The organism is Collinsella sp. AM13-34 (assembly GCF_003473055.1).
GTDB lineage: Bacteria > Actinomycetota > Coriobacteriia > Coriobacteriales > Coriobacteriaceae > Collinsella.
The window spans coordinates 1-13,428 of the sequence record NZ_QRLE01000011.1 but is presented as its reverse complement, the minus strand read 5'-3'; the positions used below and the strand labels follow the sequence as shown (position 1 = coordinate 13,428).

Below are 13,428 nucleotides of genomic sequence, written 5' to 3'. Positions count from 1 at the left end.
GTCGACGGTGGGCGCAAAGCCTGAAGACGAGGAGGTTTCCATGGCGGATCACAGCATCGTTGCGGTGTTCGGCAGCATGAACATGGACCTTTCGGTGGCGTGCGAGCGCATGCCGCGTGCGGGCGAGACAGTCGGTGGCAGCGGTTTTATCACGAACGCTGGTGGCAAGGGCGCTAACCAGGCCGTCGCTGCTGCGCGCATGGGTGCGCGCACGTGCATGATTGGCGCTGTTGGGCGCGATACCTTTGGCGATGCGCTTGTGGCAGGGCTCCAGGATGCCGGCGTGGGCGTTGAGTTTGTGGCGCGTCGCGATGACGTGGAGACCGGTACCGCGACTATCATTCGCTGCGAGAGCGACAACCGCATCGTGCTGTCGCCGGGCGCCAACCATGCGCTTGCGGGCGAGGACGTTGCCCGCGCACTGAGGCGCTTGGTGGCCGACGAGCTCGACGGCGATGCCAGCGAGTTTGCCCCGGCTGCCGGAAGCGTCTTTATCGCCCAGGGCGAATGTGACCTTGCAGCGACGGCCGAGGCGCTTGCTTGCGCTCACGAGCTGGGGTTCTATACGGTCTTTAACCCTGCGCCCGCCTGCGATTTGCCGGCAGGAGCGTGGCCTGCGGTCGACTTGGTCTGCCCCAACGAGACCGAGTGCCAGATGCTGACGGGCATTCTGCCCACAGATGATGCGAGTTGCGTCGCCGCGCTCAATGCGCTGCTCGACAAGGGCGCCGGCGCCGCGGTCATCACGCTGGGCGGCGCCGGCTCGGTTACGCTCGGCGATGGCGGTGAGCCGCTGCGCATGCCGGCGCTTTCGAGCGCGGTGGTCGATACGACGGCCGCGGGCGATACGTTTATTGGTGCGCTTGCTGCAGCTCGTCTGGAGGGTCTGCCGCTCTTTGAGTGCATGGCCGCGGGTGCTCGCGCCTCGGCGGTGACGGTATCGCGCCTGGGCGCTCAGCAATCAATTCCCACGCGTGCGGAAGTCGAGCACAAGTTTGGTTTAGACGGTTTGGATGTAGACGGAGAAGCGGAGTAGAACAATGGCAACCAAGAAGCTGATCCTTGATCTGGATATGGGTGTGGATGATGCGATGGCGCTCGCCTATGCCATCGCGAGCCCCGAGGTGGAGCTCGTCGGCATCACCACGTGCTTTGGCAACGTGCGCGTCGAGCAGTCGGCGCACAACTGCTTGGCGGTGCTCGACCTGTTGGGTCGTCCCGAGGTGCCGGTGTACCTGGGCGCCGATCGTCCCATGAAAGCGACCGAACCCTACACGCCGCCGGCGTCCACCACGCTTATCCACGGCAAGAACGGCATTGGCGGCGCAAGCGTGCCCGCCTCGCCGTACGAGCCGGTGGGCGCGACGTCGGCCGATGGCAATGCGGCGGTCGATTACCTGATTGATGCCGCGCGTACCTATGGTCCCGATCTGGCCTACGTTGCGACCGGCCCGCTCACCAATCTGGCGCTTGCCCTGGAGCGCGATGCGGCGGCGATGATGTCCATCGGCCGCGTGGTCGTGATGGGCGGTGCGCTTACCGTGCCCGGCAACGTGAGCGCGGGCGCCGAGGCCAACATGGTGGGCGACCCCGAGGCTGCCGACGCCGTGTTGCGCTCGGGCCGCAAGCTCACCATGGTGGGCTTGGATGTGACGCACCGCGTGGTGCTCACGCGCCGCGACGTTGCCGGCTGGACGGGCTCGGGCACTATGGCTGGCTGCGCGTTTGCGAGCATGGTCGAGCACTATATCGGTTCGTACGAAATGAACGCGCCCTACCTGGGCGGCTGCGCGCTGCACGATCCGCTGGCGGTTGCCGTGGCGATTGATCCCACGCTCGTGGGTGCGCTCGGCTGTAACCTGCGTGTCGACCTGCTGGGCGAGTATCGCGGCCGCACCATCTGCGACGAGCACCGTCTGTCCGATTCGGACAAGAGCGCGCTTGTGGCACTGACCGTGGATGCTCCGCGCTTCCTGTCCGAGTTCAAGACGCGTATGGCCCGTGTCCTTGGCTAAGTTGTCTTTTTGGGACGGGGCTTTTTTGACTGGTATGATTGGTGCGATCATTCGAACCAGCTAAAAGAGCCCCGTCCTAAATTGACTACCGAGAGGAACTGCCATGGAGCGTATCGCGAGTTTTTCCGTTGACCATCTGCTGCTCGAGCCCGGCGTGTATGTGAGCCGCATCGACCGCGATCCGGCGACCGGCGCCGCCGTCACCACCTTTGATCTGCGCCTGACCACGCCCAACAAGGAGCCGGTCATGAACACGGCCGAGTGCCACACCATCGAGCACCTGGGCGCGACGTTCCTTCGCAACCATGCCGAGTGGTCGAGCCGCATTGTCTACTTTGGTCCCATGGGCTGCCGCACGGGCTTTTACCTCGTCGTGTTTGGCGAGGTGACGAGCGAGGAGATCCTGCCGCTCGTGCGTGAGCTGTTCGAGTTTGTCGCCGGCTTTGAGGGCGATGTCCCCGGTGCCGCTCCCGAGGAGTGCGGTAACTATCTGGACCAGAACCTCCCCATGGCAAACTGGCTCGCGCGTCGCTATCTCGACCGCGACCTGGCCGATATCGATGAGAAGCACCTGCATTATCAGCAGGCGTAAGGGCTTTATCGCCCAAAGCGCGCGCATTGGGCGCCTTCGCTTATGCGGGGGCGCCTTTTTGTTGAGTGGTCGGGACGAGCGTTCAAAATCGCTCATGTTTGTTCTAGAATGTTCGTATAGTCACATTTACGAACAGGAGCGAACATGCACATCTATTCTGTCAACGATCCCGAGTTCAAATCCTATGGCAACGTTTGGGATGACGTTCCGTCCGAGCTCACGTTGCTCGTGCTCGAGGCGCTCTCTGCCACGCCCATCCCCGAAGGCAGCAAGTACGTAGCAAGCGCGCCGGAGCTCGAGAGCGTCAAGGGTGCCGATAAACTGGGCTTTCTCATGTTTGGCGGCCGCTCCTTCCAGCTCGGCTGGTGCAACGGGCACAACACACGCCTCAACTGCCTGGAGTATCACCGCGCCAGCGAGTTTAACCTGGGCGCCCGCGACTTTATCCTGCTCGTGGCGCATCGCTGGGAGATTGAGGGCGGCAAGCTCGACACCGCGTGCGTCAAGGCGTTCCGCGTGCCGGCGGGTACGGTCGTCGAAGTCTTCAACACCACGCTCCACTACACGCCCTGCATGGTCGACGACGGCGGCTTCCAGGTGATGGTGGCGCTGCCGGCGGGCACCAATGGCCCGCGCCCCGAGGCCGCAGCCGACATGCCTGCCGCCGGTGACAGCTACTGCTACTGGAAGGCCGACAAGTGGGTTCTCTGCCACGCAGATAGTCCCAAGGCTGCCGAGGGCGGCTACGTGGGCCTCGTCGGCAAGAACCTCGACATCGCCTGTGACTAGCATCTTCCGTCTCGATTTGTAACATCTAGCGGGCTAAATCGTCTCTACCTGTTACAGATCGAGACAAACGGGCCCAAACCACCACAAAGGTGCCTGTCCCCCTTTGTGGTGGTTGGGGGCGGCGGTATCAAAAAGTGTCAGACGGGGGCGGCTGCCGAGCGCCTGCGCGCGAAAAGAAGTGTCGACCTGCGCCGTTGCCGTTGAGTAGCGCGCTGCTTGCGGGGATACTGAAGCCACGACAAACTTCGACTGCCCGATTTACCTCATCAAGGAGTACGGCGGCTGGCGCAACCGCAAGCTCATCGACTTCTACAAGAACCTCGCGACCACGATCTTCACCCGCTACAAGGGCCTGGTAAAGTACTGGCTTACCTTCAACGAGATCAATATGATCTTGCACCTGCCGTTTATGGGTGCCGGTCTGGTCTTTGAGGAGGGCGAGAACAAGGAGGCCGTCGAGTACCTGGCCGCCCACAACGAGCTCGTCGCCAGCGCTTGGGCAACCAAGATCGCTCACGAGATCGACCCCGAGATCAAGATCGGCTGCATGCTCGCCGCAGGTAGCTACTACCCCTACAGCTGCCGTCCGGGCGATGTGCGCCAGGCGCAGCTCGACAACCAGGACAATTACTTCTTCGTCGACGTCCAGAGCCGCGGCTACTATCCGGCCTATGCCGTCAAGAAGCTCGAGCGCCTGGGCATCGATGTGGGCATAACGGACGAGGACCGCGAGATCCTGGCCGCCAACACCGTCGACTTCATCAGCTTTAGCTACTACAGCACCCGCTGCTCTGCCGGTGCCGATAACCCCGATGTCGAGCGTACCCAGGGCAACGCCTTCGCCGGCGCCAAGAACCCCTACCTGCAGGAGAGCCAGTGGGGCTGGGCCATCGATCCGCTGGGCTTTCGCATCACCCTTAACGACCTGTACGACCGTTATCAGAAGCCGCTGTTTGTGGTCGAGAACGGTCTGGGCGCCAAGGATGTTGTTGAGGAGGATGGTTCCATCAACGACGACTACCGTATCGACTACCTGCGCCAGCATATTGCCGCGATGCGCGACGCGGTGACCGAGGACGGCGTTGACCTGCTGGGCTACACCACCTGGGGCCCGATCGACCTGGTGTCTGCCGGCACGGGCGAGATGTCCAAGCGCTACGGCTTTATCTACGTCGATCGCGACGATGCAGGCAACGGCACCCTCAAACGCTCCAAGAAGAAGAGCTTCGACTGGTACAAGAAGGTTATTGCTTCTAATGGTGAGGACCTGTCCTAAGGAAGCTGAGGCACTCAACTTCATAGCCTCCTAACCAAGGCGCCCGGCGAGTATGTGCTCGCCGGGCGCCTTGCCGTCGGCGGATTTTGGGACATGTGGCCCGCTTTTTGGGCCCGCCTGTCGGTACACTAAAAGCACTATGGGTACCCGCGAGCGACATATCGGCCACGCGACCGCCCGATCCGCGCCCGTGGCGGATCTTAGGGGCGGCAGGCTCTTCGCCATGCCGCGATTCCTTGTTGGCATATCGCATGGCGTGTATCGCCACCGCGTCTTTGTTATCGCCGGCGCCATTACCGCGCTGTTCCTTATGCTTTTGGCAGTCTTGCCGGCACTGTTCGCCTCCGACCCCAAGCTTTCCAACACCGTGCCCGCCTATAGCGAGGTGTCCGAAGAGGTCGTGGATGCGCTCGTCCACTCGAGCTCTCTCCCGCTGCTTGTCGCCGCAATTGCATTTTCAATCTGGGGTGTGTTGGCGTACCTACGCTGCTTGGACTACGTCTTGCGCCGCCGCCTTGTTGCCATCGCCGCCATTTGTGCCCTGTGGATGATCGAGGTCATCCTCAAATATAAGTCGTTCACGCCGTTCTATGCCACCGTGCTGTGGTACCTGTACTACGTGCCCATGACGCTCATTCCGCTGATCTACCAGCTGTGCGGTCTGCGCCTCGCGGGTTTGGAACAGCATCGTATGGGGCGTCGGTACCGCACCGTTTTGCGGGTCATGGCTGTCCTGCTTATCGGCTTTGTGCTTACTAACGATGTTCATCAGCAGGTCTTCCATTTCGATCGATCGAGTGGAACCTGGAGCAACGATTACACATATGGTTGGGGCTACGGTACCGTTCTGGTATGGACAGCCTTTAACTTTGTGGCCTTTTTTATCCTGGTGGGCCGGTCCTCGTCCTTTCGCATCCAGCGTTTCTCGGGCACGGCGGCGCTCGTACTGCTGGGTGGCGCATTCTTTGCCGTCTCGTATGCGTTGCGCGTGCCCTGGGCATGGAGGCTCAACTTTTCGCTCGTCTATTGCGTCCTGTGCGTGGTGGCGATGGAAATCTGTCTCGATTGCGGTGTCATTCCGTCGTATCACGACATCGCCGGCATCTTCGACACCTTGCCGCTCGACCTCAAAGTTCTAACGCGCGACCTGCAGGAGGTCTATGCCACGCCGGCGTCAAAGCCAATGCCGGTAGGCGTGCGCGAGGAGTTGCGGACCCAGGAGCACGGCCACGCCCATGCCTTTGCTGTGGCGTCCGATCCCGATGTGGTGTACCGTGCCTTTCCACTGCTGGGCGGATCGGCCCTGCTTGCCCAAGACGTGTCGGATCTCAACGAGCTTAACCGTGAACTGGCACATCGTCGCATGGAACTGCAGCGTCAAAACGAGCTGCTCGCCGCCGACTACGACCTTAAGACGCACCTGGCAGATCAAGAGGCCGAGACCTTGCTGGTCCAAGACGTGGACCAAGCACTTGTCCGCGCGCTCGAAGGGATGTACGACCTGCTGAGTTCGCTGCCGCCGTTGACCGACGAGGCGTCTTCGCACGAGCGTTACCGCATGCTGCAGCGCGCCAAGATGCTCGTCGCCTATTGCAAGCGCAAAGGGTCGCTCACGTTGGCACAGCACGGTGAGAGCGGTTTTGATCGCGACCGCATTCAGCTCATTGCCAACGAGCTCGCAAGCGACCTGCGCACCATCGATATCGATTGCGCCTCGATTATCGCCATACGGCGCCCGATGCACGCCAGTACGGTAAGCGCCCTGTACGACTGCGTGTATGACTTTGCGTTTTTTGCCTACACCACCGACCATCCGGCGCTTATGTATCACTTGGGCGACCATGACCGGTGCAGTGTCGAGCTGCGCGCCACGCTTTTTTCCAACGATGATGAAGATCTTTCACAGACGCCCGCTGCGCAAGAGCTCGAAAGCGCTCTGCAAGGGCGCAACGTGGCATACCGCCTTGAGGGCGAGTCCGGCCAGCTGCGCATGATCGTCTTGATGCCGAGGGCGGGTGAGTGACGATGCAGATTTCGTTCATCCTTCCCCAAATCGTTGCGCTCGATGTTGTCTTTGCCCTGGCTGCGTGTCTGCAGATGATCCACGTCCCGCTCATCGCATCGCGCCGCTCGTCCTATAACCGTAAGGTGATTTGCGCCTACGAGACGAGCCTTGTGCTTCACCTGATGATTTCGGCGCTCATCTTATTCGCGTCGTCTGGCTCGTACCTGGTGGCGCCGCTTGACGTTTGCGCTAGGGCAATGGGCGGAGTGCTGTGGCTCAATGCCGCGATCTTTGTCTATGGCGTGGTCCTTATGGTGCGCTATCGTCGCCCTGTCATGCTGGCCGAGCTGCTGCTTGTTGGCGCCGTGACACCGCCGGTGGTTTTTGCCATGGGCTCGGTGTGGGCCGTTGTCCTTATCGCAGAGGGAGCGTTCTTCCTGTTCCGTTCCGTCGCGGCGCTCTTGATGGACGTCCGTAACCGCCAAGAGGATATCACCGCGTTCTCGACGATTGAAACCATCAACGTGATTCCCGTGGGCATCCTGTATCTGGACTCGAGGGGCCGTCCACTGCTCATGAACCGCTGCATGCGCAAAAACCTGGTGGAGCTTCATATGCCCACCGACCTAGGCGATATGAGCGGTACATGGAACGACCTGCGCAAGCTCAGCATGCAAATGCCCGAAGGCGGTAAGAACCGCGTGCGGATCAACCTGGACCGCTTTGGTGAGGCGCGTGCGGTGGTCGAGGTTTCTCCCGCCGAGATTCGCCTGTTTGTGTGCGATGACGTTATGGTCTCGGGCCGTTCGTTCGAGCGCATAATCGGTCTGGACGTGACAGAGTATGCGCATGCGCATGACCGCCTGGCGCAGGCCAACCACCTGCTTGAGCTTGCGGGCCAAGAGCTCCAGGCCCAGATCGAAGAAGTCAAAAAAGTTGCCGACAATGCGGCCTATCTGCGCATGCGCGCCCGCGTTCACGATGTGATCGGCCAGCGCCTATCAATCCTTCATCGCTATTTGGAGGAGGGGCGCTTGGACGACGAGTCGCTCGAGCAGATCGACCCGCTGCTGCGCTCAATCGCTGCCGATCTGCGCAGCGGGGGCGACACCGAACCGGCAGAGCAACTGGGCGATATCGTCCATGCTTTTGGCCTGGTGAGCGTGCAGATCGATGTTGAGGGTGCGCTGCCTGAGGACGCGCGTGTCGCCGCCGCCTTTTTGCAGATTATCCGCGAGGCCTCGACCAACGCCACCAAGCATGCGCAGGCGCATCGGGTCCATGTGCGCTTGTGGCAGGAGAGGACGGATGCTGACGCCGTCGCGCACATGACGATTTCTAACGACGGGTCCCCGGCCCCCGTATCGTATCGCGAGGGAACGGGTATCCCAGGTATGAGACATGTCGCGCAAGATCTGGGTGGCAGCCTAGAGGTCCACGCCACCCCGCCCTTTACGCTTACGGTATCCATTCCGCTTAACGCCAACGACACGTCCCAAAGGAGAAGCTCATGATCCGCGTGTTAATTGTCGAAGATCAGGCCATCCTGCGCGAGAGCCTGGCGCGCTCCGTTGGCGACCAGCCCGATATGACCGTCGTTGCCGCGATCGCCGATGCCTCCGAGGCCTTGGGTGTCGCGCTCAAGGAGCGCCCGGACATGATACTGATGGACGTGTGCACCGAACACGATTCAAACGGCATCGTGGCGGCGGCACGCATCAAGGAGCAGCTGCCCGAGTGTCGCATCATTATCATGACAGGCATGCCCGAGATCACCTTTGTCGATCAGGCCCGCGAGGCGGGCGTCGATAGCTTTGTGTACAAGAACGTCGGTATCGACGAGCTGTTCGCCGTGATGCGCTCCACGCTGGCGGGTTACTGCACGTTTCCCAAGCCGCCCGAGAGCATCTTCTCGGGTACAGCAGCCCTCGACGATGTCGAGCTATCGATTTTGCGCCTTGCCTGCGAGGGCAAAAGTCGTCGCGAGATCGCGGCCGAGCTGTTTATGAGTGAGGGCACCATCAAGCGCCGCATCTCGGAGATCCTGAGCAAGACCGGCTACGACAACATCATGCGCCTGGCCGTGCATGCGGTGACCGAGGGTAGCATCGTTCCCAACATGGAGCGCCCGTAATCGACGCGCTCACCCGTGTTCCGGCACCGCAAGGATAGGCCGCCCACCGTTTCGCATCTAAAAACGGCGGGCGGCCTGCTTGTATGGGCAGTGCTGTCGGCATAAAGCGACGGGGCCGCAGGATCATCTCCTGCGGCCCCGTCTGGTGTGCGCGGATGTGTCCGCCAATCCGCGGCTGATGTTACGTGCCGCTACGCGACGGTTGCGCTGTAGGAGGCGACGTCCTCGTAGGAATCGGTCAGGTAGGCGTCGATGCCGATGGTCGTGTTGACCAGGTCGTCAAGGCTGTCAAGCTCGCCGCTCGAGAACGTGAATTCCTCGGTGGCGTTGGTGCCGGGCATCAGGTGAGCCGAGAACCAGGGTTCCTTCATGGTGCCGTTGACGTTGGTCTTGCCGCTGGGGGCGTAGAAGGTCAGGTCCTTGTCGCTCTTGTTGGTGATGTTGACGACAAAACCGATGTCGTCCCACTCGTCCTTGAACTTCTCGGTGATGGTGATGGTGCACAGGTCGTCATCGGCAACGGTGACGGCGGGGGAGATTTCAATCTTCTGGACGTCGTCGTCTTCGACGGCCTCGTCGATCTCTTCTTCCTTCTCGGCCGCCTCGCGATCCTTCTTCACCGTGCCGGACAGGTCCTTGTCGGACTTGGTAAAGACAAGATTGCCGTCATCCTCTTCGAGGATGAGCTTGCCGTCCTTGAGCTTCATGTCATGCGACTCGTCTTCGGCGGTGATGGTTACGGTGGTGGCGTCCTTTGCCTCCCATTTAAGGTCGACGACTTCAAGGAACAGGTCGAGGGCACCTGTACCGTCCTCATCGAGAATCAGGACGCAGTGCACACCCCAATCCTCGAGCATCTTCATGTACTCATCGGTCAGTTCTTCGCCCTCCAGGGTTCCACCCGAGAGTTCCCAGCTGCCGACGAAGTTGGCCTTGGGGTCTTTGCCGCCGCCGCTGCAGCCCGTGAGGGCAAAGGCGAGCGCAAGGACGCATGTCAGAAATGCGAGTACGGACTTTTTGAACGTTGTCTTCATGGTGTCCTCCTTTATCGAACGAAACCCATAGAAGCAAATGCGGGGGTGGCGGATCCCCCGCCAATTACCAGATAGAGGGGCTAGGGCCTGGGCGTTCCGCAGTTGCTGCAGAACTTGCCGCCGTTTTCGCTGCCGCAGTTGGGGCAGAACCACTTGGCCGGTGCCGGGGCGGGTGCGGGACTGCCGCACTCGGAGCAGAACTTGCCGGTGTTGGTGGCGCCGCAGCTGCAGGTCCATGTGCCGGCCGCGGGGGCAGCGGCAGGAGCCGGTGCGGGAGCGGGTGCCGGAGCCGGCTGCGGGGCGGCCTGCTGCTGTGCCTGGCCGGCGGCGAACAGCTGGCTGGCGTTCATGCCGCCCATGCCACCTGCCATGCCCATGCCCATAAAGCCTGCCATCGCGCCGTTGGGATTGGCGGCTGCCGCGCGCATTGCGTCGCTCTGGGCGCTGGCAATGTTGGCTGCCGCCATAGTGGGATCGCGCATGACGGCGGCTTTCTGCAGGTCCTTGATCATCTGCTCGTCTTCTTGCGAGGCTGCGATGGAGTTGACGCCAAAGCTCACGATCTCGACACCACGCAGGTCGCGCCAGTCGGCAGAGAGGACCTCGTTGAGCGCGCGGGCGAGCTCGGTGGTGTGGCCGGGGATGGCGCTGTAGCGGATGCCCATTTCCGAGATCTTGGCAAAGGCGGGCTGCAGGGCGGTGAGCAGCTCGGACTTAAGCTGGCTGTCGATCTTGTCGCGCGTGTAGCTATCGGTCACGTTGCCGCACACGTTGGTGTAGAACAGCAGCGGGTTGGTGATGCGGTACGAGTACTCGCCGTTGCAGCGCACGGAGATGTCAACGTCCAGGCCAATGTTGTTATCGACCACGCGGAAGGGCACGGGCGAGGCGGTGCCGTACTTGTTGCCGATGATCTCCTTGGTGTTGATGAAGTAGACGCGCTGGTCCTTGCCCGCGTCGCCGCCAAAGGTAAAGCGGCTGCCGATATTGGCGAAGGTCTCCTTGATGGAATCGCCCAGGTTGCCGCTAAAGACGCTCGGCTCGCTGCCGGTATCGAAGACGAACTCACCGGGCTCCAGTGCGACTTCGATGATCTTGCCGTTTTGCACCACGAGCATGCCCTGGCCGTCGTTGACGGCGATGACCGAGCCGTTGGAGATGACGTTGTCCTCGCCGCGCGTGTTGGAGCTGCGGCCACCGGTGCGTTTGCTGCCCTTGCAGGCCAAGACGTCAACAGGCATCGATTCGCAATAGATAAATTCCTTCCACTGGTCGGCCATGACGCCGCCGGCAGCACCCAATCCAGCTTTCAAGAGTCCCATGGTGATCTTCCTTTCTCGTCAAAGGCCGGGTGGTATTGGTCGGATTGCTTAGTCGTCCTTGTCGTCTTTCATGACAACGGTGGTCTCGGTGTGGTTGAAGGTGTCGTGCTTCTCGGTCAGGTCGAGCTCGCCGCAGTACTCGTCGGCGTGGGTGGCCTCGTTGGCCGTCTTGAGCTGGCCTACCAGTAGCACGTCTCCGATAATCACGATGATCAGCGGCGCGACGATGTTGATGAGGATGCCCTCGATATCAAAGGCGAGGTAATCCGGATCGAAGGCGTTCTCACCCATAAAGAGAATCTGGGAGAGGATAAATCCGATCACAAAGAACAGCACCGAGGCAATAGCGAGCTTGGGCTTGGAGCAGGGGAGCTCGCCGACCAGGCGGCCGGTCTGGCCGTTCATGGCAAACAGGTAGCTCTTGCCGTTCCACGAGGTGGAGAGCATCCAGACGGGGAACAGGGCGTAGTCGCTGTCTTCCCAGGTGTAGTCGAGCTGCTTGCTTTCGACCGTGGCATCGTCGTATTCGTCGACGACAGTCTCGCGCAGGGCCGAGATCGTGCTTTCTTCCATACGGCGCTCGGCGCGCGCCTTGCAGGTCTCGCAGTCCTCGTCGTAACGGTTGGCGATGTAGCCGGGCATATATGCGACCGAGAACGGACGCAGCGCGTCGTAGTCAAACGGCTCGATGGCGTCCGTGTGGCCGTCGGGCATCTTGGACGATCCGTCGACGGGCACGCGCTTAAACGAGATATTGCCCTTGCGATAGGCATCGTAGTGGTCGGTGGTCGTGACGGTGCGGTCGGATTCCTCGGTCACGGTCTCGTTGGTCGCGTCAAAGTACACTTCGCCGTCCACGCGGGCGCCGTAGAGCCAAAACGGCACGTAGACACCTTGGACCTCGTCGATGTGGTTGCCGGTGACAAAGCTCTTGGGCAGCAAGATCTTGCCCTTGTAGTGTTCCTTGAGTGCGGCCGTGACGTCGTCGCGCCCGAGATTAAACGGAATCACCAGGTCGGGCGAGAAGTCGCCAGAGAGCTGGCCGGGCGCCACGGCGGAGTTGCCGCAGTACGGGCAGGTGGTGACGGCGACGGTGCCGTCGGACACGAGCTCGGCGCCGCACGACGAGCAGATGTAGCCGGCGTTTTGGGCGAGCTCCTGCACGGCATCGTCGGCAGCAGATTTGGGAGCTGCGGCTGCGGCATCGGCTTTGGCATCTGCCTTGTCCTGGCGCTCGCGATAGAGGGCCTCGACTTCTTCGACTTCAAAGCGTGAGTCACAGTAGTCGCAGACAAGCTTTTGCTCGGCGCTGGCAAAATGCAGGGGACCACCGCAGGCAGGGCACTGATAGTTGACGCTCTCGAAGGCCATGATCGGTCCTTTCCGTGCCGGAGGCTATGCGCCGATGGCGCCGCCGCAGTATTCGCAGCGCCCACTGGCATCGGGAATGGTGGTGGCTCCGCAGAAGGGGCAGGTCACCGCGGTCTTGGGGGCCTTGGCGGCCACGACGCTGTCGCGCGTCTCCTGGCGCAGCTGCACCAGCGCGTCGCGGACCTCGGTTGCCTGGCGCTTGGCCTCGCGGTATTCGATGGAGCCGCGCTGATCGATGGTGGAGTCGTTCACGCGCAGGTTGATCTCGGTAAAGTACGGCGTGTTGACGTGGATGGTCAGATTAAAGTCGTAATCCAGGTCGTAGCGCGGCGGGTTGTAGCTCTCGCGCTCGCCGTCCTCGGTCTCGCGATAGATTTCGGTGCGATGCTCGTCGATATCCATATCGCAGCCGAGTACCTGCGAGAACTCGATGATGTCGGGATTGGCGTCGCGCCAGCGGCTCTGCGAGGTAATGATCAGCAGACCCGCGTCCTCGTCGAGCATGATGTTGGTGCGCCCGGCAGAAAGCGTGCGCGTGGGGTTGAACGACGCCAGACGCTCGGCATTGGCCTCGCGGTAGGCGAGCTGCTCGCGGATATCGTCCGCGGTGCTGGAGCGATAGCCGTGAAAGTAGGGGGAGAGCTTGCCGGCGCACTCTTTGCACAGGTAGCCTTCATTGATTTTTGTCTTACCTAGAAGTCCCAGCTCGGTACCGCAAATCGCGCACTCTTTCTTCTCGAACATCTTGTCAAAGAAGCCCATGGCTGCCTCCCATCAACTGGTAGCGTGTGTCACCTTTGATGATGGGGGAGTGCGCAGCCTTTCACGATACCCAGACGGCTCAAGGAGTCGGGACTGCGGACAAAAAGTTGGACCATCAGGTCCGGTTT

General features: G+C 61.4%; 12 protein-coding genes. 8 read left to right on the top strand and 4 right to left on the bottom strand.

Translation table 11 applies throughout. The features are described from left to right. Positions 1 to 40: 40 nt before the first annotated feature. From DW151_RS05910 to DW151_RS05875, 8 genes are all read left to right on the top strand, one after another. Positions 41 to 1,036, top strand: coding sequence for a ribokinase (locus DW151_RS05910; protein WP_118334892.1), 996 nt, complete (start codon positions 41 to 43; stop codon positions 1,034 to 1,036). Between the two features lie 4 nt (positions 1,037 to 1,040). Next, a complete protein-coding gene (locus tag DW151_RS05905; protein ID WP_118334890.1) occupies positions 1,041 to 2,015 on the top strand; it encodes a nucleoside hydrolase in 975 nt (324 codons plus the stop codon). A 103-nt stretch (positions 2,016 to 2,118) separates the two neighbouring features. After that, on the top strand, positions 2,119 to 2,607 hold the full coding sequence (locus DW151_RS05900; protein ID WP_117770240.1) for an S-ribosylhomocysteine lyase: 489 nt from the start codon (positions 2,119 to 2,121) through the stop codon (positions 2,605 to 2,607). Between the two features lie 144 nt (positions 2,608 to 2,751). Beyond that, positions 2,752 to 3,396: a DUF4867 family protein gene (locus tag DW151_RS05895; RefSeq protein ID WP_117839929.1), complete on the top strand. Its 645-nt coding sequence runs from the start codon at positions 2,752 to 2,754 to the stop codon at positions 3,394 to 3,396. A 256-nt stretch (positions 3,397 to 3,652) separates the two neighbouring features. After that, positions 3,653 to 4,672, top strand: coding sequence for a family 1 glycosylhydrolase (locus tag DW151_RS05890; protein WP_304650753.1), 1,020 nt, complete (start codon positions 3,653 to 3,655; stop codon positions 4,670 to 4,672). 223 nt (positions 4,673 to 4,895) lie between these two features. Then, the gene (locus DW151_RS05885; protein WP_158571663.1) at positions 4,896 to 6,695 is read left to right on the top strand and encodes a histidine kinase N-terminal 7TM domain-containing protein; all 1,800 of its coding nucleotides are present in this window, start codon (positions 4,896 to 4,898) and stop codon (positions 6,693 to 6,695) included. 2 nt (positions 6,696 to 6,697) lie between these two features. Beyond that, positions 6,698 to 8,191, top strand: coding sequence for a sensor histidine kinase (locus DW151_RS05880; RefSeq protein ID WP_118334887.1), 1,494 nt, complete (start codon positions 6,698 to 6,700; stop codon positions 8,189 to 8,191). Next, positions 8,188 to 8,811 carry a response regulator transcription factor gene (locus tag DW151_RS05875; RefSeq protein ID WP_055252147.1) on the top strand — a complete coding sequence of 208 codons (624 nt, stop codon included), beginning with the start codon at positions 8,188 to 8,190 and terminating at the stop codon, positions 8,809 to 8,811. Before DW151_RS05880 ends, DW151_RS05875 begins: the two co-directional genes overlap by 4 nt. 191 nt (positions 8,812 to 9,002) lie before the next feature. On the opposite strand, the gene DW151_RS05870 is transcribed toward DW151_RS05875, so the two are convergent. The 4 genes from DW151_RS05870 to DW151_RS05855 form a co-directional block, all read right to left on the bottom strand. Next, a complete protein-coding gene (locus tag DW151_RS05870) occupies positions 9,003 to 9,845 on the bottom strand; it encodes a hypothetical protein (protein ID WP_118334886.1) in 843 nt (280 codons plus the stop codon). Positions 9,846 to 9,925: 80 nt separating this feature from the next. Continuing rightward, positions 9,926 to 11,167: an SPFH domain-containing protein gene (locus DW151_RS05865; RefSeq protein ID WP_118334884.1), complete on the bottom strand. Its 1,242-nt coding sequence runs from the start codon at positions 11,165 to 11,167 to the stop codon at positions 9,926 to 9,928. Between the two features lie 48 nt (positions 11,168 to 11,215). Further along, positions 11,216 to 12,538, bottom strand: a complete 1,323-nt coding sequence (locus DW151_RS05860) for a hypothetical protein (RefSeq protein WP_118334883.1) — start codon at positions 12,536 to 12,538, stop codon at positions 11,216 to 11,218. Between the two features lie 24 nt (positions 12,539 to 12,562). Next, complete coding sequence (locus DW151_RS05855) at positions 12,563 to 13,300, bottom strand: DUF4428 domain-containing protein (protein WP_117758603.1); 738 nt, start codon at positions 13,298 to 13,300, stop codon at positions 12,563 to 12,565. Between the last annotated feature and the right edge of the window lie 128 nt (positions 13,301 to 13,428).

Bases quoted from the DNA above. Each gene is read 5' to 3' on its own strand.
- DW151_RS05910 (WP_118334892.1), top strand. From the start codon at position 41: ATGGCGGATCACAGCATCGTTGCGGTGTTCGGCAGCATGAACATGGAC.
- DW151_RS05905 (WP_118334890.1), top strand. From the start codon at position 1,041: ATGGCAACCAAGAAGCTGATCCTTGATCTGGATATGGGTGTGGATGAT.
- DW151_RS05900 (WP_117770240.1), top strand. From the start codon at position 2,119: ATGGAGCGTATCGCGAGTTTTTCCGTTGACCATCTGCTGCTCGAGCCC.
- DW151_RS05895 (WP_117839929.1), top strand. From the start codon at position 2,752: ATGCACATCTATTCTGTCAACGATCCCGAGTTCAAATCCTATGGCAAC.
- DW151_RS05885 (WP_158571663.1), top strand. From the start codon at position 4,896: ATGCCGCGATTCCTTGTTGGCATATCGCATGGCGTGTATCGCCACCGC.
- DW151_RS05880 (WP_118334887.1), top strand. From the start codon at position 6,698: ATGCAGATTTCGTTCATCCTTCCCCAAATCGTTGCGCTCGATGTTGTC.
- DW151_RS05875 (WP_055252147.1), top strand. From the start codon at position 8,188: ATGATCCGCGTGTTAATTGTCGAAGATCAGGCCATCCTGCGCGAGAGC.
- DW151_RS05870 (WP_118334886.1), bottom strand. From the start codon at position 9,845: ATGAAGACAACGTTCAAAAAGTCCGTACTCGCATTTCTGACATGCGTC.
- DW151_RS05865 (WP_118334884.1), bottom strand. From the start codon at position 11,167: ATGGGACTCTTGAAAGCTGGATTGGGTGCTGCCGGCGGCGTCATGGCC.
- DW151_RS05860 (WP_118334883.1), bottom strand. From the start codon at position 12,538: ATGGCCTTCGAGAGCGTCAACTATCAGTGCCCTGCCTGCGGTGGTCCC.
- DW151_RS05855 (WP_117758603.1), bottom strand. From the start codon at position 13,300: ATGGGCTTCTTTGACAAGATGTTCGAGAAGAAAGAGTGCGCGATTTGC.